Source organism: Blastocatellia bacterium (assembly GCA_016713405.1).
Lineage (GTDB): Bacteria > Acidobacteriota > Blastocatellia > Chloracidobacteriales > JADJPF01 > JADJPF01.
This window is the reverse complement of record JADJPF010000003.1, coordinates 543,444-564,393: the sequence shown is the minus strand read 5'-3', so window position 1 is coordinate 564,393 and position 20,950 is coordinate 543,444. Positions and strand designations below refer to the sequence as shown.

The following is a 20,950-nucleotide window of genomic DNA, read 5'->3' as shown; positions in this document are numbered from 1 at the left end:
AGTAGAATATTTAACCTAGCCAAACATAGCCCTAGAAAAAAAAATGTGTTAGCATAGCTGAGTTATTTTTAGCACTTAAAACCATTTAAAAGTTTCGCCCGGAGTGGTGCATGGTATGGCTATTTTATTTCTTGGCAATTCTACTTTTTCTTTGGGCCATTTTAGTGTTAGGTTTGGTGATTTATAGTTATTTGTCTGTAGCTCAACGAAGTAGACGCGCCCTGCTACGTGCTAGTTTACAAGCTACAATTCAACAAAAAATAGTTCAATTTGGCTCGCTAGAAGCTATAGATAGCAAAGATTTAGTTAGTACTTTGCTTAGTATAAGTAAAAAAGATAGAAATTGCCTGCGAGATTGTTTAGTAGAATATACCAATGGACTTTACGAAGAAGAAATAAGCAAAATTCGTGAAACCTATGATCAATTAGGTTTTTTAAAAAAAGATATTGACACACTACAAAAAGGTAATTGGATAAAGAAGTCTGAAGCTGCCATTAGATTAGGGCGCATTCATTGTGCAAGCGCAATTGAAGTTATTACAGCTTTGCTACGCGATGATAATAAAGAAGTGCGTTTAGCTGCTGTATGTGCATTAGCCGACATTGGCGATTTACGTTCAGTTCCCTCAATTATTTACGCGCTTGCCGATGCAGATGGCTGGCAAGTATTACAAGTAGCCGATAAACTACTTAATATGCAGGCAGATATAACACGACCCTTACTAGACCTACTACAAGCATCTGGATCAGTAAAAGAACGTAGAGAGCTTGCACAGAAAACAGTTTTAGAGTTAATTGCTGATTTTGGTCATCGAGGCAGTGAGCGTTTAGGAGCAAGAGCAGCACGTTTAGCATCTACAAAATTTTTAAGTAATGACTCTGTTGATATGCGAGCGCGGGCTATTCGTGCTATTGCTGCGGTAGGAATAGAAACTAACGATGAGTTAGATCTAATCTTAAATTGTTTATCAGACAAAGATTGGCCTGTTCGCGCTGTAGCGGCTAAAGCACTTGGACAATTACAACAAGAACAATCTATTCCTGCTCTTACTCGTTCGTTGACTGATGAAGCTTGGTGGGTGCGCCATAATGCAGCACATTCACTTGCAATGTTAGGTACTAATGGCTTGGCAGAACTTCGTACCCAAACCTTAAATCCTGACCGTTTTGCTCGTGATATTGCTAAACAAGTTCTTGAGGAGTTGCAGTTAGATGGAGCGGCTAAGTTTGACATCTGAAAGCCCCAAAATACAACCTCAATCTAATCAATTAGCTAGTACCAATAAATTGTTGGGCATAGTCTTATTGATTAGTCCTTTATTAGTATTTTCTCTATTTGTAGTTTATTATCTAATCACTTTATCAGACGTTATCTTAGCGTTCACCTCTGCATTAGCTTTATTAATTGTTTTACTATTAACATATTTAATTATCAATAGTTTAGTTAATTTGGGACAGAGTTTATTTTCCTTACAAACTGCTCGGCATAATGTAATTAGCCGGCGTTTTAATAGTCGTTTTACTTTAGTTGACTCCCCAAAAACTCAACCTGTCTCTATTTTGCTTTGGGTACGTAACCAAGGCTATGGATTAACAGAAACAATCAAAGCCTTACTAGCACTTAATTATCCAGATTATGAAATTATAATTATTAATGATGGTTCTACAGATAATACAATGGAGGTTTTAGAAATAGAGTTTGGGCTTCAACCACTTAATAGAATATTTCGCCGATCACTTCCAGCTAGTTCTATTACAGCTACTTATACTTCCCCTAAATACCCTATTATCACTGTAATAGAAAAGCCCTATACAGGAAGAGCAGATTGCTTAAATATTGGGGTTAATTTAGCCAAAGCTCCTTTAATATGTGTTATTGAGCCTAATCATTTGCTTACACGCGATGCTTTACTACTGCTAGCAAAACCTTTTATTGAATACCCTTCAACAACAATTATGACGGTTGGTTTAGGAGAAAAAAGAGTTAATATTGAGGATGTATCTTTAAGAGAAAACCTACAAGTTATTGAAAGAAAACATTTTTTCCATAGTAGCCTAATTATTAGAGATAATTTTTGTTTAGTAACTGCTAATAAAAATGCTGTTAAATTAGTTAAGAAAAATGAATTAATTGAGATAGGAGGTTTTTCTATTTCAGATCTTTCAGATTTACTACTTAATCTTAAGCTTCAGCAATTATTAAGTACTAAAAAACAAAACTATAGATTTTCTTATATTCCTGATGTTCTTTGCTGGGAGAATAACTTATTAGAGCCACAAAATGCTTTTGAATCACATAGTAACTGGCAAGCAAACATACTAACAGCAATTGTTAGTAATATTAAGTTATTATTTAATTTTACGTCAACACAATCTCTTTTAGCTTCTTGTTTACTTATTTTAGAAATATTTAACCCTATACTGACATTATTAGGAATTATTTTAGCTCCAATAGCTTTTTTAATTGGTGCTATATCTTTAGAATTAACTGTGCTTTATTTTATCGCTTTTATCACTTTTTCATTATTAGTTAGCTTAAGTGGAATAATTGCAGATGAGTTTTCTCTAAGATATCAACATTCACTAGCAGAAATAGTTAACTTAGTGTTAGCTTCTTTAGTAGAAAGTCTTTTTTATCAACCAGTTGTTAAGTTTTGGCGTGTTCTTGGAGCTTTTAGGACTTTGTTATCCTAAAAATAATTACAATAAAATTTATGAGAATTACAGAAATATACCAAAGTATTCAAGGGGAATCATCGTTTGCTGGTTTGCCCTGTATTTTTGTACGCACAACAGGTTGTGACTTGCGCTGTAGTTGGTGTGACAGCGAATTTGCTTTTTATGGGGGTAAAAAACTTTCTTTAGAGCAAATTATAAAAAAAATACAGAGCTTTCCTATTAAACTAGTAGAACTTACTGGGGGAGAGCCTTTATTACAAAAAGATATTCCTATTCTAGCCTATCAATTACTTGAATTAGGTTATACGGTTATGATTGAAACTGGTGGACATCGAGATGTGTCTGTTTTAGATACTAGAGTAATTAAGATAATGGATATTAAATGTCCTGCTAGTAGAGAGAGTGAAAAAAACCTATGGTCTAATTTAGACCATTTAACCCCACAAGATGAAATTAAATTTGTTATTGCTGATCGTTCAGATTATGAATGGGTTAAAGACATTATCAACAAATATAACCTTGGAAGATTTCGCCTTTTAGCCTCTCCAGTGTATGGAAAAATGCAGCCTCAAGATTTAGTAGAATGGATATTAACGGACAATTTGCCTGTAAGATTTCAACTACAACTACATAAATATGTTTGGGCAGCAGACCAAAGAGGGGTTTAGTAAAACCTTATATAAGCTGATTTACTAAAGCTAAGGTTTCTGCTAATTCTTTTGCTGCACGTCTTACACGAAGCCCTACACGATCAATATTTGTTTGCTGGTCAAAAATTACAATTAAAATGGCCCTTTCTCCTAATGCTGACATATGCGCGCCCCAGCGTTTACCCTCTACAGAAAGAGCAGAAAAGTTATTTCCATTAACTAAATTTGCTAAAGCATCACAGACTAAAGTTTTTCCTACAATTAAAGCTACTAGGTCTGTAGTATGAATATTTCCTAAATCACCATAAGAAATAGAATCTTTGCCACTACGCTCAATAATAAAAACATGTCTAGCATTAGCGTCTTCCTGAAGTTTTTTTACTAACTCCATTAAATTACTAGAACTAGCCCATCCTTCTTTTACAATTAAGGATGATGCTTGTTGAATACGCTTATTAAATAAATCGTGATAGAACTGGGCATTTAATTGCATAAAACGAGGTTTTGTTAAGTTTATTTGTTTTAACTAACTTTAGCTAACAACTAGGGGCATATCAATAATTTCCTCTGTTTTAGCCTCATTATTTACTTTATTAGCTAGCTTTTTTAGTTCTAGCTCCCTTGGTTCAATTCCGTGATAGCGCAAAATAGCTTCTCTAGCTAGTTTGCCATAATGTTTTAAATCCTGATCTGTTCCCATAAATAGCCATTGAATCCCAAGACCTTCAATAATTGCACGCATTACAAGCGAGGCATCATTAATATCTATATCTCGAAATAGTGCGCAACGTTGACCATTTTCAATAATTTTACGGTAATGCTCATGACAGGCTTGATAGAAGGCTCGATTAATCCGTGCATATTCTTCTTTTCGGCTTCCCTGACCTAAACAATCAAGATAGATACGGAAAAAAGCTCGATGTAATTTAACAGAATCAAAGGCTTGATCTACTACATTATTAAGTTGTACTAAAGGATCTTTGCTAGTATTTACTGCCATTTCAAAACGTTGAGCAACTAATTGAGTAAGCCATTCAAAAAGAGCTAAAAAGACATCTTCTTTTGTTTCAAAATAATAAAGTACCGCTCCTTTAGATAATTTTGCTTGTTTAGCAATATCCTCAATGCGCACTTTGGAAAAATCTTTTTTAATAAAAACGCTATGAGCAGCAGAGACAATTTGTTGTCGTCTGATGGCTTCATTTTCTGGTGAAACAGTTCGGGCCATAATTTTTTCTACTTGGAACTCACTTCTAATGTTATTAAAAACCTCAACTAATATACACGCTAGCTGTTTTCTTGGCAACAATCTCCATTTTAATTTTAACTCTAGCAAAGTATGCAAATGCTTCTAGCCCATTGATGTTGCTAATAAACAATAAATTAAATAGACTCAGAAGTTATCCTTATCCTAAATAATTATTAATTTGGAGACATATATATAATGACACAAATAATTAGTTCGTCATCTCCTACAAGTACACGTAATTACTTAAATGATTATAAGTTATTAGCAAGTGTTAATGATATCTTTGCTACTTTAGACAAAGAAAAGAAAATCCCTTTAGATCTTACTTTTGATTTATCGCTTTTAGAAAGCGATATTTATAGCAATCTAGCTAACTTTGATGAAGAAAAGACCCAGGATATAAATGCTCGTCTTGCTGTTTGGAGGCAAGTTTTAGAAAAATTTGACGCAGAAACCCCTGTTAGCAAATTAAGACTTTTATTTGAAGAAGCAGACTCACTTTCTATTCTACCCCTAGAACATTTACTTACTTTTTACTTAACTAAAACTAGTAAATCTACAGAAGATAGGGACAAAACAGACCTTGTAGTTACTAGATTAGGTAGAACAGCTTTTCAAACCCGTGAAAGTGAAACTTTTTTACTACCTCCTCCAGAACTAAAAAGTCACTTAGAAAATATTTTTACAACTTTTCAATTGCAAACTTTAACAGAAGATAAACTAACTGCCACAGTTTCTTTAATTGTAGAAGAAAGAAAACGCCTCTTAACCATTCGATCACTACGTGAAATGCTAGAAAAGCAAGTTTTATTAAAGCTACGCAGAATAAAGAATGATTTAGGTGATACATTTTTCCAACCTATAATTTTATCAGAAATAGTTGCCTTAAATGTTAGTCTACACAATGTTTTCCAAGATCTTTTCTTAGCAGAACAATCCCGGCTTACTTCCTTTTTAAGTCAACAAGAATCTGGTGGTATTCAGCGAATAACAGCAGCCGATCAAGCACTAGCAAGCGTTATTGAAAGACCTAATAAAGATGAAAATCTATCCACTCTACCTACTCAAGTCTCCTTAGATGCAAATGAAATTATGGAAATTATTCAAGGCATGAGAGATATTTTGCTAATGCTAGATAAACAACTACAATTATTATCAGAAAAAGTAAGTGTAAATAACAGCTAAAACTTAGCTATTGGAGCAACAAATACAATGAGCAATTATCAAGATGTTGTAATTGTTGGTGCAGGAATTACAGGTTTAGTAACTGCTTATCAATTGACTAAACAAAATATTAGATTAACTATTTTAGAGCAAAATACTAGAGTGGGAGGAGTAATAAATAGCTCCAGGGTCAATGGTTATTTACTTGAATATGGGCCAAATAGCTTTCAAGAATCAGATGAAGTTAATCAATTAATTTCTGAGCTAAACCTAAATGCTGAGCTAGTTACTGCCAACCCCAAAATGCCCCGCTATGTTTATCTTAATGGTAAACTCCAAGCCGTACCTTTAAGCCCACCTGCTTTAATTTCTTCTAAATTATTAAGTTTAAGCGGTAAATTACGTATTTTAGCCGAGCCAATAATTAGTAAGCCCAAAGAAGCAAAAGAAGAATCTATAGCTAGTTTTGTAAAACGTAGACTTGGCCCCCAAGTCCATGATCGTTTGGTTGCTCCTTTTGTATCGGGAATATATGCAGGAAATACAGAAGAACTAAGCTTAGCAGCAAGCTTTCCTACTCTTGCAACATTAGAAAATAATTATGGTTCTCTTTTGATAGGAGCTATAAAAACAGCACGTAATAATAAAGCTTCTGGAAAAAAGCCTATAGCTAAACGTCTTTGCTCCTTTGCTGATGGTTTAGCCACTTTGCCCCAAACCCTAGCTAATTACTTAAAAGATAGCTTAAAAACTAGTTGTGAAATTTTATCTATAAATGTAAATAAAGGAGATTATATTGTTAAATATAAGCAAAACAATGTAGTTACTGAGATTATTAGTAAATGTGTGGTTCTAGCAACACCAGCTTATATTTCCGCAAAATGGCTAAGTAATATTCCTGCTTTAGCTAATGAACTTTTAGCAATTAAATATGCCCCTATTGCCGTTGTACATTTAAGTTTACCTCTAGAAATAGATCTAAATGGTTTTGGCTTTTTAGTCCCAAGAAATCAAGGTATTAGATTATTAGGATCTATCTGGAATTCAAGCCTTTTTCCAAACCGCTCTCTAAATAAAGAAATACTTTTAACAAATTTTATTGGCGGCTCACATGATGAAAAGGCTATAGAATTAACAGATAAAGAACTAGGACAAATTGTTAGTCAAGAAATAAAATCTATCTTAAATCTTAAAAATACTCCTAAAATAATTAATGTCTATAAATACCAAAAAGCAATACCACAATATACTCTAGGTCATTTAACTAGATTATCCACCATTGAATCAGAGCTTAATAGTAAACCAGGGTTATATTTAGCTAGTAATTATCTTCAAGGTGTATCTTTAGGAGATTGCGTTAGCCGAGCAATTAAATTAGCTATAGCAATTAAAAATTTTCTAACTTAAGTTAAAAACATTTTAATAAGATCTACCTGTTAGAATTTTTTATTTCTCCAAAATTTTGAATTTTCCAAAAATCTGGAAAACGTGTTTTAGAAATAATTTTTTGATTTTATTAAAGTTAGGGCAAACTTTAGTAGAAAACTAGACATCTGACCTGCAAATTTAAGTTTGACAAAGGTTATTTTGCTATGTTATAAGCAGAATACCCAACCGCATAGGCTAGTAGTCGTCAAACTACTTCTAAAGCCACAACTTTTTTACAGTAAAACTTAAGAAGTTCAAAATAAGGGGAAATCTGCAATGCTATTTAAGAAGCTCTTTTTGTTCGGTGCTACTTTTTTGACGCTAGGAGCATTTTCTACAAACTCCCTAGCTCAAACCAACAACATAACAAATTCTCCTATCCAATTAAAAAAGACTGTAGAAATAAAATCTATAAACCCTGAAATTCAAAAAATTATTAATTCCGCTGAACAACAATATCGCTTGGGAGAAGAGCTATTAGCCACCAAACAATATGAGCAAGCTCGTCTAGCTTTTGACCATGCTGTAGACATAATGCTTACAGCCAATAGTGGCGCACATAATGACCAAAACTTCCGCGCCTTTTATTTAGAATTAGTAGAACGTGTTTACAAACATCAATTAATTGCTTGCCAAAGCTCAGACCTAGGTTTTAACTATCAATTATATGAACCTTCCCCATTAGATGAACTATCAAAAATAGATTTAGATTCTGAAGGTGTTTCTAGCTTAGGCGAAAATATTGATATTAAAGGTTTTGACTTTCAATTTACTTCTCATCCTTCTGTAGTACAATTCATTAACTTCTTTACTCAAGGTAAAGGTCGAAATACTATGGAAATTGGCCTTCGTCGTTCTGGTCGTTATCGTACAATGGCAGAACGAATCTTTAAAGAAGAAGGCGTACCACTAGATATTATTTGGTTAGCTCAAGTAGAATCTGTTTGGACACCTCAAGCACTCTCAACAGCAGCAGCAAAAGGAATTTGGCAATTTATTCCATCAACTGGAGAACGCTTTGGACTACGCCAAACTGCTCTTATGGATGAGCGCGTTGCACCAGAAAAAGCCACCCGTGCAGCAGCCCGCTACTTAAAATTCTTAAATAACTTCTTTGCAGGTGATTGGCTACTCGCAATGGGAGCTTATAATTGCGGTGAAAATGGTATGGATCGCGCTATTGGTCGTTGTGGATATGCTGATTTTTGGGAAGTTTATGATAGAGGACTTCTACCACAAGAAACCCGTAATTATGTACCTGCAATTTTAGCAGTTATGACTATTGCTAAAAATCCTGCCAAATATGGTTTTAATGTTGAACCAGAAATAGAATTATCTTATGACACTTTTGACTTAACAGCTGCTTTAGATTTGCGTGTAGCAGCTTCATTAGTTAATGTCCCTTATGAAACTATTCGTGACTTAAACCCAGAATTAAAAAGAGGTGTCACCCCATCAGAGGGTTTTTCCCTAAAACTTCCAAAAGGCTCTTTAAGTGAATTTGAAGTAGCTTTTAGCCAGCTACCTGTAGAAAATTATTTGCGTCCTGGCTCACCTGATGGCGATGAAATGTCATCTCGTTATAAAGCTCGCTATGTCAAGCATTCTGCTCGCCGCGGTGGTCAGTATAAAGTTAGACATCTACAAAAAAGAAATCTTATGGTAAATCTTCTTAGAGCAAATCCTCTAAAGCTAAGTATAAGAGCAGTTACCGCGCTCGTCGTCGTTAAAAATAACACCTCAAAAATTGAAAGATCCGTGCAGAAACCTGTTCACGGATCTTTTGTTTTATGAAAAACTTTCCTTCTAAATTTACCTTCTTTTTTATTGTTGCTTCTTTTCTTATACTATCAATTCTACTTAGTACAAATATAATAGCTAAAGCAGGTTATAGTGATAACCTATATGGAAATGATTTTACGGTTTTTTATGCTGCATCAAAAAATTTATGTAATTTTGGCGACCCTTATAATCATCCAATAGCAATCAAAACCCCTTATTTATACTTACCATTATTTGCTTTTTTACTTATTCCATTAGCAATACTCCCTCTACCTTTAGCTGCTACTATTTGGTATTGGCTTAATATTTTATTTTCTCTATCAGTAATTTTTATTAGTAGTAAGCTAGTATCTTCTGACCTTAATAAACAAATTATTATTAGCTCTTTGCTATTAATTGCTTTAGCAAGACTTATTTTAGATAATTTACTTTGGGGACAAGTTAATATACTAGTAACATTGCTTATTTTATTTTGGATATTAGCTAAAAAGAAAAACTTAGCCTGGTGGGGTGAACTAGCTTTAGCTACAGCAATTGCAATTAAAATAACCCCTGCCTTATTAGCCTTTTACTTAGTATTAAAACGTCGTTGGAGAGATTTAATTCATCTAATAATTTGTTTTTTAATTTTAACCTCTATCTCTTTGATACCGTTGGGAAATCAGTCTAAACCTTTATTAATAGGCTGGTTTAAACGAACTATCTTAAATGCAGAAGGCTTTAACTGGGCATATGCTGGAAATCAGTCTTTAAGAGGTGCTATAGAAAGACTTTTTACTAGTACTAACACAGAATCTAGTTATTACCCTAATGTAAACTACTTTGATTTAAGCAAAAATCAAACAAGTTTAATTTTTCTTGTTCTAGCTATTAGCTTACTAAGCTACTATAGTTATAAAATACTAAAGCAAAAACAAGAAATTATTATAGCTGAAATAGCTGCTTGCTGTTCTTTAATGCTGCTACTTTCTAATTTAAGCTGGAAGGCACATTTTATTTTATTGACAATACCTTTAGCCATTCTAGGAGAAAAGACTTTTTCCCAATCAAAACTTGATAGAACTTTTTCAATAATAGGGCTGTTAGTTTTTTTTCTTCTCACTAGCTTAACAATACAACCTATTGTTGGTAGTCAACTACACCAATGGTTTGAAACTCACTCTTATTATTGCGTAAGTGCAATTATGCTATTTTTCTTATCTTTAAGAGTATCTAGTAATATGGAGTAATACTTTTTATGTACTTAAGATATTTATTTCCTACTCAGACTTGAATTAGTAATAAAAAAAGTGTTATCTATTATTGTTTGCCCGCAAATAAAAAATCCACAAAATGCTTAGGATAGCTTGTGCTAATTGGAACCCTTAAAGATCGTCAGTTACCACAATTGCTTTACCAACTCCATTCTAACAATGCTGTTGGAACATTAATGATCACATTAAATGAAATACGCAAAGCGATTTTATTTGATAATGGTCAAATTATTTCTGCCTACTCAAATGTTAGAGAAGACAGTTTAGGAGAAGTCTTACTTAGATCAGGTACTATTACTGTAGAAGAATATCTTGATACACAAGTACAGGTTAGACAAGGAAAGCGATTTGGACAAATACTTTTAGAAACTAATAAAATTACCGAAACACAATTAAGCCAACAAATGACTTACCAAGTATTAGGCATTATTTATAGTCTTTTTCGTTGGCAAACAGGCCATTTTGAATTTGCTGATGGTAAACTCCCACCCAAAGATTTACCAAATCTAGGCATTTCTACACTAGATATTGTCTTACAAGGTGTTAAATTAATCCGTAGTTGGGATCATATACGTAAAGAAGTGGATTCATTAGATGAAGAACTAGAACGTTCAGAAGATTGGGAAAAACGTTTGTCACAATTAAAACTAACTCGTAATGAGTTAGAAATTTTTCATGCAGTTGAGCCAGGCATTACAATTCGAGATATTTGTTTGGTAAGCAAACTAAATTCTTTTGAAACTTGCCGTCTTTTAACAGGTTTTCTGATAATAGAGCTAATACAAAAACGTGGTATACCTAGCTGGGTAATTTTGGATAGTTTTTCTGATGAGTCAATATCATAAATTTTCTTCTATCTTTCGTCCAAACTATCCCCAAATTTTCTTTCTAATGCTATTATTAGTCACAAAATTTTTTGGAGAACTTTCTAAAACCCTATTATAGTATATTTTAGTAGTATAAATTATGGAAGAAATTTTTGGCCCACAAGGTTTAATTGCTAAATATCATCCCAATTATGAATACCGCCCTAGTCAAGTTACTATGGCAAAAGCTATTTTTTCAGCAATGAATAAAGGCAAATGTCTGCTAAGCGAAGCTGGAACAGGAACAGGTAAAACCTTAGCCTATCTTGTACCAGCACTTGCATTAAATAAAAAAGTAGTTATTTCCACTGCAACAAAAAACTTACAAGAGCAACTTTATTACAAAGATATTCCCTTCCTAGAAAAAACCCTGGGACGTAAATTAAAGGTTAGTTACTTAAAAGGTCGTTCTAATTATCTTTGTTTATATCGACTAAAAAGAGCAGAACAAACCCCTATTTTACAAGGATTAGAAGAATTAGATTTATTTGATGGGATTCGTCGCTGGGCATTAGATACTGAAACAGGTGACCGCGCTGAGCTAGTAGATTTACCAGAAAATGTTAATTTTTGGCATCATTTAGACGCACGTAGCGATATTTGTATTGGTCAAAAATGCCCTGACTTTGAATCTTGTTTTATTACAAAAGCACGCCAAAAAGCTCAAGAATCAGACATTATTATAGTCAATCATCATCTCTTTTTTGCTGATTTAGCATTACGAAATAATGATTATGGTAGTATCTTACCAGATTACTCTATTGTTATTTTTGATGAAGCACATGAGATAGAAGAAATTGCAGCAGAATATTTTGGCACAGGAGTAAGTAATTATAGTTTCAATGATTTAATTACAGATTTACAAAAACTTCCTGTCACCGATCATGACAATGCTGGTAGCTTGCTTAAAGCTATGTCTAGGCTAGCAGAACAAGCAGAGAAGTTTTGGACAGTATTTTATCGTAAAACTCCAGAAGAAAGCCGTCAAAGTTTCCCCTTAGAATTTTTTGTTAAGGAAACCACTACAGGAACTAAACAGCCTACAGATGCAGGAGAAAGCTTTATCGCTTTAGACAATGCCTTAGAACGTCTAATAGCTACATTACTTAATATTAAAGATCCTCCTCCAGAACGTGATACTTTAGTAAGACGTTCTGAAGAGCTTCGTTTTGCCCTAGAATATATTGTTAGCAGAAATGACCCTACTTATGTTTACTGGTATGAAAGACGTGGACGAGGAATTTTTTTACAAGCAACTCCAATAGATGTTTCCACTATCCTTTCTGAGCGACTTTTTGCAGAAGTGGACTCTGTAATTCTTACTTCTGCTACTTTAACCTCAAATAATAGTTTTGATTTTATTCGTAGTCGTTTAGGAACTGGGCCAGCACAAGAATTAAAAATAGATTCACACTTTGATTATGCTTCTCAAGCCCTATTATATTTGCCATCAGGAATGCCAGACCCAAATAATTTTAAGTTTACTGATGCAATAACTAACGAAATAGTAGAAATTTTGCATTTAACTCAAGGCAGAGCTTTTGTTTTATTTACAAGCACTAACCAAATGAGGGAAGTTTATCAAAGAGTACAACCTCAAATCCCATTTCCTACACTAATACAAGGACAAAGTTCAAAGGCTGGATTATTAGCACGTTTTCGATCAACTCCAAACTGTGTACTTTTTGCAGTTAGTAGCTTTTGGCAAGGCGTTGATGTTCAAGGAGAAGCTCTTTCTTGTGTAATTATTGATAAATTACCCTTTGCCGTGCCTTCTGATCCTGTTGTGCTAGCTAGACAAAAATATATTGATGAACAAGGTGGAAACTCATTTTTTGACTACTCTGTTCCTCAAGCAATCATTAAGCTTAAGCAAGGTCTTGGGCGTTTAATTCGTAGCCGGGAAGATCGTGGGGTACTTTCTATACTTGACCCACGTTTAAGAACTAAAAACTATGGAAGGTTATTTTTAGCTAGCCTTCCTCCATGTCGTATAACAACGCGTCGTGATGATATTTGAGTAATGTTTTCAAAGAGATAATCAAGATTGACACTAACTTAAGAACTAGTTAGACTGCCAATTAAAAATCACTTTAATCTCACATACAAGCCAATTTTTTCAATATTTTTGGAGGTTTTAATAATGGTTTCCAAAATTGCTAAATGTATTTCAGCAATAGCTTTTCTATTGGTTGTCAGCACTTTTGCTCTTGCTCAACAAGGGGCGGTAAAAGGAGTAGTAAAAGTTAAAAAAACGGCTAGCGGCCCATCAGAACCTACAGAAGGACTAATTGTAGATATTTACCGAATTGATATTTCTAGCAAGTTTCAAACTAAAACAGATAAAAAAGGGGAATACTACCACTCACTACCAGCTTTTGGTGATTATATAATTTCTGTATCTGGCCCTGAACTTGGTGCTATTACTTCAGGTAAATTTAGAATAACTGCAGATCAACCTTTAGATCAAAACTTTGAATTAGTACCTGGTGATGGTCGTAGATTAGCTCAATCCGAAGCCATTGAAGTTGGCAAAAAGGGTGGAACTTTTGCTGCCGCAGGCGGCGGCACACCTAACCGCAAAGCTTCTGAAGAAGAATTAAAAAAACAACAAGAAGAAGTTGCTAAAGTTGAAAAAGAAAATGCCAAAATCAAAGCTGATTTTGAAAGCGTCAAAAAACACGTAGAAGCTGGTGCTGCATTCTCACAAAAAAGCGATTATGAAAATGCAATTAAAGAATTTAAGGAAGCAATGGCTATAGATGATGCTCAATCTGTAGTCTATGCCCAACTAGCTCAAGCACTTTTTAATCTTGGTGCAGTTCGCTTTAATGCTAAAAAGAGAGATGAAGCCCAAAGTTGTTTCAAAGAATCTGTACAATATGCGGAAAAAGCTACTCAATTAGCTCCAGATAATGCTTCCTACTTAAAAATATATGCTGATTCTTGTCATATCCTCTTTAAGCAATTTCGTGGTACTGAATATGCAGACAAAGCTATTAGTGCTTATACTAATGGCTCAAATTTAGAAGCAGATGTTGCGAAAAAAACTAAAATGATTAACCGTGTGGCAGATATTTATTACTCTCAAGGAGATATGGATAAAGCTACTTCTACCTATGAAAAAGTATTAGCAACAGATGCTAACAATACAGAAGCACTAAAAGGAAAAGCTAATATTATTTTAGCTACTACTACTTCCATTGCTACCCCTCAAGATAAATCCCGTTTAGAAGAAGCAATGTCTATCTATCAACAAATTGTAGATAAACTCCCAGAAGGAGCAGAAAAAACAGAAGTTAATGGTTATATTGCTTATCTTCAAGATACAATGAAGATCGAACCACCTAAAAAAGGCAAAGATAAAGATAAAGGTAAAAAAGGTAAATAGTTTTAAGTTTATAAGTGAGGAGAGTATTTCTCCTCACTTATTTAGCTTTTATTGACTTTATTTTATTAAAATTTCCTTCCTGCTATTTGTTAACCATCCTTATTTTAATCTTCAACTTAATAGACATTGCTTGAAATTAAAGAATAGGTTAGAATCTGCTCAGTTTGGTTTTCAATTATTCCAAAATTTAATCTCCAATATCTAATCAACAATCGATCCTGACTAGTGATCGGGGGTAAAGTTACAACAATGTCAGCTAAATTAGGAGAAACTCTTCTCAGAGAAAATTTAATCACGCCTCAACAACTTAAAGAAGCATTAGATTATCAACGAACTAATGGTGGCCGGCTTGGTTCAACTTTAGTTAAGCTAGGATTCTTGAGCGATGAAGAAATCACTGCTGTATTATCAAGACAATATGGTGTGCCTTCAGTTAATTTATCTCTTTTTGAAATAGATGAATCTGCCGTTAAACTAATCCCTCAAGAAGTAGCACAAAAATATATGGTCTTACCTCTTTCTAGGGTCGGTGCAACTCTAACCCTAGCAATGGTTGATCCTACTAATGTTTTTGCTATTGACGATATTAAGTTTATGACAGGCTTTGGGGTTGAACCTGTAGTTGTTTCTGAGGCAGCAATGCAAGAAGCAATGGAAAAATATTATGGTTCAGCAAAATCATTAGATATCTTTAGTGCAGTAATGGAAGATATTGTCAAAGACTCACAAAAAGTAAGCTTTGATGATTCTGATGACCTAGAGCTTTTAGAAGAACAAGAAGAAATCGACCTGGATGACCTAGAAAGAGCCTCTTCTGATGCTCCAGTAGTTAAACTAGTTAATGTTTTTTTAGTTGACTCTCTACGCCGAGGTGCTTCGGATATTCATATAGAGCCTTATGAAAAAGAATTTCGTGTACGTTTTAGAATTGACGGAATTCTTTATGACATTATGCGTCCACCTATGAAAATGCGTGATGCTATCACTTCACGTGTTAAGATTATGTCTAAATTAGACATTGCCGAAAAACGTCTTCCTCAAGATGGTCGGATCAAAATTAAAGTAAAACTTGATGGACGTTCTAGAGAACTAGATTTCCGTGTCTCCACTTTACCAGTTTTATGGGGCGAAAAAATCGTTCTTAGATTGCTAGACAAAGATAAACTGATGTTGGATATGACCAAACTTGGTTTTGAACCCGAAAGTTTAGATCGCTTCAAACGCCAAATTAGTAAACCTTATGGTATGGTTCTTGTAACAGGCCCAACGGGTTCAGGTAAAACTAATACTCTTTATTCTGCTCTATCCTCATTAAATACACCTGATACAAATATTATGACAGCAGAAGACCCTGTAGAATTTAACTTACCTGGCATTAACCAAGTACAAATGAAAGAACAAATAGGGCTAAATTTTGCTGCTGCACTTCGTTCATTCCTTCGTCAAGACCCAAATACTATCCTTGTAGGAGAAATTCGAGACTTTGAAACAGCAGAAATTGCAGTTAAAGCTTCTTTAACTGGTCACTTAGTTTTATCTACACTTCATACTAATGACGCTCCTTCAACCGTTAGCCGCTTGATGAATATGGGTATTGAACCCTTTTTAGTTGCAACTTCGGTTAACTTAATTCAAGCCCAACGTCTAATACGTCGCATTTGTAAGGAATGTAAAGAAGAAGTATCCACTCCACCCCAAGCCCTAATAGATATTGGCTTTTCTCCTGATGAAGCTAGTGAAATAAAAGTTTATCGTGGTGTAGGTTGTGGCGTTTGCAATAGCACAGGTTATAAAGGCCGTGTAGGTCTTTATGAAGTAATGGAAGTTACTGATGAACTAAGAGAACTTATCTTAGTCGGTGCTTCTGCTTTAGAATTAAGGAAAAAAGCTATTGAAGATGGAATGATTACCTTAAGAGGTAGTGGTTTATGTAAAATTCGTCAAGGAATCACTACTATTGAAGAAGTAGTTAGAGAAACTGTTAAGTAATGTTAATACTTTTATATAAATTATAAGCATCTTTACTTAATTTATTATTTAGTTGTAAAGTTAAATAATTCTCATAAACTTAATTCATCAATGTTTTGCTATAATTTGGGGACACCCCAAAATTTTATAACAATAAATAGTTACTATTAAGTAGTTATCATTTCTTAAAACTCATAATAGTTTCTTGTCTCTTAAAATAAAAAACTTTAACTGTCCTAATAGCTAAAAATTAGAGGAAAATATTTGGAGAAAATATTATGGCGAACCTAGTCCTCAGTGAACTTTTAAAGAAAATGACTGAATTAGGGGGATCTGACTTACATATCACTACTAATTCCCCTCCTCAAGTAAGAGTTGATGGTCATTTACGGCCTTTAGATTATGGTGAGTTAACCCCTGCTGATACCAAGCAACTAGCTTATTCTGTACTAACAGACGCTCAAAAACATCGATTTGAAGAAACATTAGAGCTAGATTTTTCCTTTGGTATTAAAGGTCTATCCCGTTTCCGGGCCAATTTATTTAATCAACGGGGAGCAGTTGGAGCAGTTTTTCGTGCTATCCCTTATGAAATTAAAAGTTTTGATGCTTTAGGTTTACCCCCTGTAGTAAGAAAGCTCTGTGAAAAACCTCGTGGTCTTATTCTAGTAACTGGGCCTACTGGGTCTGGAAAATCTACTACTTTGGCAGCTATGATTGACAAAGTTAATCAAGATCGCCATGAACATATCATTACCATAGAAGACCCTATAGAATTTCTCCATCCGCATAAAAACTGTCTTGTTAATCAACGAGAAGTTCACTCTGATACACATTCATTTGGTAATGCCTTAAGAGCTAGCTTACGCGAAGATCCTGACGTAGTATTAATTGGTGAGTTAAGAGACTTAGAAACTGTAGAAACTGCATTACGTATTGCAGAAACAGGACACTTAACTTTTGCAACACTACATACTAATTCTGCTTATTCAACAATTAACCGGGTAATTGATATTTTCCCTGCACACCAACAATCGCAGGTGAGAACACAGCTTAGTTTAGTTATAGAAGGCATACTTTGTCAGTCATTACTGCCAAAAGCCTCTGGAGCAGGACGTGCGATGGCAATGGAAATACTAATTCCTAATGCTGCTATTCGTAATCTTATTCGTGAAGATAAAATCCATCAAATATATTCTATGATGCAAACCGGACAAGAAAAATACGGGATGCAAACTTTTAATCAAGCTCTTGCAACAGCCTATTTTCAACGTCAAATTACTTTGGAAATGGCAATGCAACGCTCACATAACCAAGATGAATTACAAGAATTAATTAACCGTGGTACTGGATTAATTCATGCAGGTGGCCCACAATCAGGTGGCCCACAACGTCCCGGTGTACCAGGACAACCTCCCGGCAGGCCTATGCCGCCAATGGGGCGACCACCTGTCAGGTAAAATTTTTAGCTTAAACACTAGTTGATGGTTAATAAAATTGCTGCTCCATCATATTAACCATAGAAAAAAGGAGTATTAAAAATTATGCCAGTTTATGCCTTCAAAGGACGTAACCGAAGTAACGAAGTGGTGGTGGGCGAACGCTTTGCACCTGACCGGCAAACACTAGAAAACCTCCTTAGACGTGAACAAATTGTTGTTAATAGTATTAAGGAAAAAGGTAAAGAAGTAGCTATACCTAAGTTAGGTAAAAGACAAAAAGTAAATGCTAAAGAATTAGCTATTTTTACCCGACAGTTTTCTGTAATGATTGATGCTGGACTACCATTAGTACAATGTTTGGACATTTTAGGTAATCAACAAACTAACAATTTTTTTAAGCAAACTATTTTGCAAGTGCGCTCAGATGTAGAAGCTGGTATGACACTGGCAGAATCGCTTTCACGTCATCCAAAAGTATTTGAAACACTTTATGTTAACATGGTGGCAGCAGGTGAAACCGGCGGTATTTTGGACTTAATATTACAACGTTTAGCCATTTATATTGAAAAAATTGTTAAATTAAAAAGTGATATTATCTCAGCTTCAATCTACCCTTTAGCTGTAATAGGCTTGGCTGTAGTAGTAGTAGCAATTATTATGGTAGTGGTAATACCTGCTTTCAAAAACATATTTGAAGGCTTACTTGGCCCGGGTGAATCTTTACCTCTTCCAACAGAAATTGTTATATCTATTAGTGACTTTATGGCTGGCTATTGGTGGGTAATATTAATAGTTATTGGGGGTATTTCCTATGCTACTAAATCCTACTATGAAACTACTAATGGTCGTCGTGTAATAGACAATATGTTGCTTAAGTTTCCACTCTTTGGTGATATTTTAAGAAAAGTCGGTGTAGCAAGATTTTCACGTACCTTAGCCACACTACTTTCTTCAGGTGTACCTATCTTAGAATCTTTAGATATTACTGCACGTACGGCAGGTAATGTAATAATTCAAGAAGGAATTATGAAGATTCGTGCTGGTATTGAACAAGGACAAACTATTGTTGAACCTCTAAAAGCAGCAGGAATATTCCCTCCTATGGTTGCACAAATGATAGGCGTTGGTGAGCAAACAGGTGCATTAGACGCAATGTTAAGTAAAATTGCAGACTTTTATGAACAAGAAGTCGATGCTGCTATTGCTAATCTATTAACTTTGCTTGAACCTATAATGATTGTTTTCCTAGGTGTAACTATTGGTGGTATTGTTATATCTATGTATTTACCACTCTTTGTCTTGATTGGTAAACTAGCAGGTAAACACTAATTAAATGACTTATAAAGTAGTAGTTAATAAAAAGTTTTACTAACTACTACTTTTTACTTGAAATGTATGTTCAGATGCGTAATAGATTAACTTGGTTAATCGCCTCTCGTCTTACAGTAATATTAATACTTCTTGGTACAGCAGCAATTATTAATATTGTTTCACCATCGGTATTAATTGTTAAGGTTTTCGTTAAGGCTACTTTAGTAGTATCCCTACTTTCAATAATATATAGCTTCCTAGTAAAATTTTCCTCCCGTTATACATTACAAGCCTACATACAAATATTTACGGATATTGCCTTAGTTAGGTGGGTAGTTTATGAAACATCTTTAACAGAAAAATCTTTTGCTGCTCTTTATCTAGTAATTGTATTGGCTGCAAGCACTGTTCTACCGCGTTTAGCCGTGTTAATCACATCTGTATTATGTGTAATTTCTTATATAACTGTCACTAGCATATTATACTATCAAATATTTAACAGTAATTTACCATCACTAAGCCCTGATCAAAGTGTGCCTCTTTATATTTTAGCAATTTTAGTAATAGGTATTTTAGGAGGCCAAATAGCTGAACGCCTTCAACTTAGTCATTTAGCATTAACTCAAGCAACACAAAACTTAGCTAATCTACAAGCTTTTAATGAAAGAATTATTGAAAGCATTCATAGCGGTTTAGTTACTACTGATATAACAGGCAATATCTTATCATTTAATCGTGCTGCTGAAGAAATCACACAACACAAAGCCAATCAGGTAATCAAACGTACCTTTTTTGAAGTTTTTGGAGATCTATCAAATTACTTAAATTTTACTCCAGAACTACTTAATACTTCTAAACCTATTCGTTTTACTTCTAGTTGTTTATCTGCCACAGGTAGACAGATGTATTTAGGGATTACAGCCTCACCTTTATCAGGTGAAGATGGCAAGCCTAATGGTTTAGTTTTTTCTTTCCAAGATTTAACAGAAATCATTAAATTAGAGCAAGAAATTCGCCGCCGTGACCGTTTAGCAGCTATGGGTAAAATGGCCGCTGGAATTGCTCATGAAATACGTAACCCCTTAGCAGCTATGCGCGGCTCTATCCAAGTTTTACGTAGTGAATTAGACTTATCGGAAGATCAAGCACAACTAATGCAAATTGTTTTAAGAGAGTCTGACCGATTAGATAAAATTGTTAGTGATTTTTTAGCCTATGCCAGGCCCAGCCCTGCTAAACTTGCAGAATTTGATTTAGTTAATTGGATTAAAGAAACTGTTGCCTTAATTCGTTATAGTAATGAATCTTCAGCTAAGCATGAAATCTTAGTTGAATGTCCTGAAACATCTATTTCAATTGTTGCTGATTCTAACCAACTACGTCAAATAATATGGAATTTGGCAAGAAACTCCCTACAAGCAATGCCTGAAGGTGGAAAGTTAATTATTGAACTAAACCAAAATAAAGAGAAAGATATAATACTTACTTTTACTGATACAGGCGTTGGTATGTCTGAAGAAGAAATGGAAAGAATTTTTGAACCTTTTAATTCTAATCGTCCTGGTGGTACTGGTCTAGGAATGGCAATTGTCTATCAAATAATTTCCGACCATAATGGTAAAATAGACGTAGTAAGCCACCCTAATCAAGGAGCTAAAATTACTATAACCTTACCACAAAATATAACTAATAAAATACCTATTGATTTATTACCACAACAAAATATATTTTCATCTAGCGGTAAATTTAATCCTAATTTAGATTAAT

16 protein-coding genes are annotated in these 20,950 nt (G+C 34.3%); 14 read left to right on the top strand and 2 right to left on the bottom strand.

Going from position 1 to position 20,950, the window contains the following annotated elements; translation table 11 throughout:
• The first annotated feature begins 110 nt into the window (after positions 1-110).
• The 3 genes from IPK14_05895 to IPK14_05885 are packed head-to-tail and all read left to right on the top strand — an operon-like array spanning position 111 to position 3,347.
• A complete protein-coding gene (locus tag IPK14_05895; protein ID MBK7992953.1) occupies positions 111-1,238 on the top strand; it encodes a HEAT repeat domain-containing protein in 1,128 nt (375 codons plus the stop codon).
• Complete coding sequence (locus IPK14_05890; protein MBK7992952.1) at positions 1,213-2,694, top strand: glycosyltransferase; 1,482 nt, start codon at positions 1,213-1,215, stop codon at positions 2,692-2,694. The genes IPK14_05895 and IPK14_05890 overlap by 26 nt, the downstream gene beginning before the upstream one ends.
• 20 nt (positions 2,695-2,714) lie before the next feature.
• The gene (locus IPK14_05885) at positions 2,715-3,347 is read left to right on the top strand and encodes a radical SAM protein (protein ID MBK7992951.1); all 633 of its coding nucleotides are present in this window, start codon (positions 2,715-2,717) and stop codon (positions 3,345-3,347) included.
• A gap of 7 nt (positions 3,348-3,354) precedes the next feature.
• On the opposite strand, the gene IPK14_05880 is transcribed toward IPK14_05885, so the two are convergent.
• The gene (locus IPK14_05880) at positions 3,355-3,822 is read right to left on the bottom strand and encodes a roadblock/LC7 domain-containing protein (protein MBK7992950.1); all 468 of its coding nucleotides are present in this window, start codon (positions 3,820-3,822) and stop codon (positions 3,355-3,357) included.
• Positions 3,823-3,861: 39 nt separating this feature from the next.
• Positions 3,862-4,557 carry a TetR/AcrR family transcriptional regulator gene (locus IPK14_05875; protein ID MBK7992949.1) on the bottom strand — a complete coding sequence of 232 codons (696 nt, stop codon included), beginning with the start codon at positions 4,555-4,557 and terminating at the stop codon, positions 3,862-3,864.
• Positions 4,558-4,773: 216 nt separating this feature from the next.
• On the opposite strand from IPK14_05875, the gene IPK14_05870 reads away from it, so the two are divergent.
• The 11 genes from IPK14_05870 to IPK14_05820 all read left to right on the top strand — a co-directional run bounded on the left by IPK14_05870 (position 4,774) and on the right by IPK14_05820 (position 20,949).
• The gene (locus IPK14_05870) at positions 4,774-5,763 is read left to right on the top strand and encodes a hypothetical protein (GenBank protein ID MBK7992948.1); all 990 of its coding nucleotides are present in this window, start codon (positions 4,774-4,776) and stop codon (positions 5,761-5,763) included.
• A 27-nt stretch (positions 5,764-5,790) separates the two neighbouring features.
• The gene (gene hemG / locus IPK14_05865; GenBank protein ID MBK7992947.1) at positions 5,791-7,149 is read left to right on the top strand and encodes a protoporphyrinogen oxidase; all 1,359 of its coding nucleotides are present in this window, start codon (positions 5,791-5,793) and stop codon (positions 7,147-7,149) included.
• Between the two features lie 297 nt (positions 7,150-7,446).
• Positions 7,447-8,964 carry a transglycosylase SLT domain-containing protein gene (locus IPK14_05860; protein MBK7992946.1) on the top strand — a complete coding sequence of 506 codons (1,518 nt, stop codon included), beginning with the start codon at positions 7,447-7,449 and terminating at the stop codon, positions 8,962-8,964.
• Positions 8,961-10,181: a DUF2029 domain-containing protein gene (locus IPK14_05855; protein MBK7992945.1), complete on the top strand. Its 1,221-nt coding sequence runs from the start codon at positions 8,961-8,963 to the stop codon at positions 10,179-10,181. Before IPK14_05860 ends, IPK14_05855 begins: the two co-directional genes overlap by 4 nt.
• Positions 10,182-10,300: 119 nt before the next feature.
• Positions 10,301-11,050 (top strand): DUF4388 domain-containing protein, encoded by a 750-nt coding sequence (locus IPK14_05850; GenBank protein ID MBK7992944.1) that lies wholly within the window; start codon positions 10,301-10,303, stop codon positions 11,048-11,050.
• Between the two features lie 121 nt (positions 11,051-11,171).
• Positions 11,172-13,091, top strand: coding sequence for an ATP-dependent DNA helicase (locus tag IPK14_05845; protein ID MBK7992943.1), 1,920 nt, complete (start codon positions 11,172-11,174; stop codon positions 13,089-13,091).
• A 123-nt stretch (positions 13,092-13,214) separates the two neighbouring features.
• Positions 13,215-14,462: a tetratricopeptide repeat protein gene (locus tag IPK14_05840; protein MBK7992942.1), complete on the top strand. Its 1,248-nt coding sequence runs from the start codon at positions 13,215-13,217 to the stop codon at positions 14,460-14,462.
• A gap of 249 nt (positions 14,463-14,711) precedes the next feature.
• Positions 14,712-16,451: a type IV-A pilus assembly ATPase PilB gene (gene pilB / locus IPK14_05835; GenBank protein ID MBK7992941.1), complete on the top strand. Its 1,740-nt coding sequence runs from the start codon at positions 14,712-14,714 to the stop codon at positions 16,449-16,451.
• A gap of 257 nt (positions 16,452-16,708) precedes the next feature.
• Entirely contained in the window at positions 16,709-17,890 is a 1,182-nt protein-coding gene (locus tag IPK14_05830; protein MBK7992940.1) for a type IV pilus twitching motility protein PilT, read from the top strand.
• 84 nt (positions 17,891-17,974) lie between these two features.
• Positions 17,975-19,201 carry a type II secretion system F family protein gene (locus IPK14_05825; GenBank protein ID MBK7992939.1) on the top strand — a complete coding sequence of 409 codons (1,227 nt, stop codon included), beginning with the start codon at positions 17,975-17,977 and terminating at the stop codon, positions 19,199-19,201.
• Positions 19,202-19,275: 74 nt separating this feature from the next.
• On the top strand, positions 19,276-20,949 hold the full coding sequence (locus IPK14_05820; protein ID MBK7992938.1) for a PAS domain S-box protein: 1,674 nt from the start codon (positions 19,276-19,278) through the stop codon (positions 20,947-20,949).
• The last annotated feature ends 1 nt before the right edge of the window (position 20,950 follow it).

What these genes read in the sequence shown, in the direction of transcription:
- IPK14_05880 (MBK7992950.1), bottom strand. Translation starts at nt 3,822, where the DNA reads ATGCAATTAAATGCCCAGTTCTATCACGATTTATTTAATAAGCGTATT.
- IPK14_05890 (MBK7992952.1), top strand. Translation starts at nt 1,213, where the DNA reads ATGGAGCGGCTAAGTTTGACATCTGAAAGCCCCAAAATACAACCTCAA.
- hemG (MBK7992947.1), top strand. Translation starts at nt 5,791, where the DNA reads ATGAGCAATTATCAAGATGTTGTAATTGTTGGTGCAGGAATTACAGGT.
- IPK14_05885 (MBK7992951.1), top strand. Translation starts at nt 2,715, where the DNA reads ATGAGAATTACAGAAATATACCAAAGTATTCAAGGGGAATCATCGTTT.
- IPK14_05875 (MBK7992949.1), bottom strand. Translation starts at nt 4,557, where the DNA reads ATGGCCCGAACTGTTTCACCAGAAAATGAAGCCATCAGACGACAACAA.
- IPK14_05820 (MBK7992938.1), top strand. Translation starts at nt 19,276, where the DNA reads ATGCGTAATAGATTAACTTGGTTAATCGCCTCTCGTCTTACAGTAATA.
- IPK14_05825 (MBK7992939.1), top strand. Translation starts at nt 17,975, where the DNA reads ATGCCAGTTTATGCCTTCAAAGGACGTAACCGAAGTAACGAAGTGGTG.
- IPK14_05895 (MBK7992953.1), top strand. Translation starts at nt 111, where the DNA reads ATGGTATGGCTATTTTATTTCTTGGCAATTCTACTTTTTCTTTGGGCC.
- IPK14_05860 (MBK7992946.1), top strand. Translation starts at nt 7,447, where the DNA reads ATGCTATTTAAGAAGCTCTTTTTGTTCGGTGCTACTTTTTTGACGCTA.
- pilB (MBK7992941.1), top strand. Translation starts at nt 14,712, where the DNA reads ATGTCAGCTAAATTAGGAGAAACTCTTCTCAGAGAAAATTTAATCACG.
- IPK14_05840 (MBK7992942.1), top strand. Translation starts at nt 13,215, where the DNA reads ATGGTTTCCAAAATTGCTAAATGTATTTCAGCAATAGCTTTTCTATTG.
- IPK14_05845 (MBK7992943.1), top strand. Translation starts at nt 11,172, where the DNA reads ATGGAAGAAATTTTTGGCCCACAAGGTTTAATTGCTAAATATCATCCC.
- IPK14_05830 (MBK7992940.1), top strand. Translation starts at nt 16,709, where the DNA reads ATGGCGAACCTAGTCCTCAGTGAACTTTTAAAGAAAATGACTGAATTA.
- IPK14_05870 (MBK7992948.1), top strand. Translation starts at nt 4,774, where the DNA reads ATGACACAAATAATTAGTTCGTCATCTCCTACAAGTACACGTAATTAC.
- IPK14_05855 (MBK7992945.1), top strand. Translation starts at nt 8,961, where the DNA reads ATGAAAAACTTTCCTTCTAAATTTACCTTCTTTTTTATTGTTGCTTCT.